An 845-nucleotide genomic window follows, 5' to 3' on the forward strand; every position below is an offset into this window, starting at 1 on the left:
GGATAGAAGACCTCGCGATCGCGCTGCCGACGTTCTACCAGGTGTTCACGCAGCAGGGCGGCTTGCCTGCCCTCGATTATCTCCTTGGCGGCGCCGATACGATCCACGGGACGGGCGCAGACGACAATTTGTCGAGTTACGGTCTCGCGGCCGATCAGATCAATGCCGGAAACGGCAACGATCAGATTTCGATTCGCATGCAGGATGGAACGTTGGCGATCGGCGGCGAAGGCAACGATACGTTCGTCGTCGGAAACGGCGCCACCAATGTCAGCATCTTCGGCAGCAACGTTTTTGGTGAAGGCGGCGGCGACGAGACCGACGTCGTCGAAATCCGCGGCAACGCTTCCTTCAAGTCGATCCTGGATATCGACGTGTTGCGTTTCGCGGACGTGGGGGCACCGACCAGTGCCGTCCTCGCGGCAAACAGCTTCTCCGCCGGACATGTCCAGGGATCGCTGGCTGGCGCGAACGCGCTCGTTTTCACGGGAAGCACGCAGGCGACCTCGCTCGATCTCTCCGGTCTCGCATGGATCAACTGGGGCCGTGCAGACCAGACGATTACAGTTGCGCTCGGAACGGATCTCACGGCGACGACTGACGATCGTGCCAACGGCAGCGAATACGCCGAAAACATGAGCGCCGGAAACGGTCGCGATATCCTTTATGGAAACGGTGGCAACGACCTTCTGTCGGGTGGGGCAGGGCACGACATCCTCGACGGCGGGGCCGGAGACGATACGCTCGACGGCGGCGAGGGTCCCAACATCCTGATCGGTGGTCTTGGCAACGATACGTACTTCGCGGGCGCTGCCGATACGCTGATCGATACCGGCGGCATCGAC

General features: G+C 61.7%; 1 protein-coding gene. It reads left to right on the top strand.

Going from position 1 to position 845, the window contains the following annotated elements:
- Positions 1-845: calcium-binding protein (locus tag AC1DT3_RS22970; protein WP_477467469.1), on the top strand; the 845-nt coding region annotated here is incomplete at both ends.

Source organism: Microvirga sp. P4_G7, assembly GCF_056401005.1.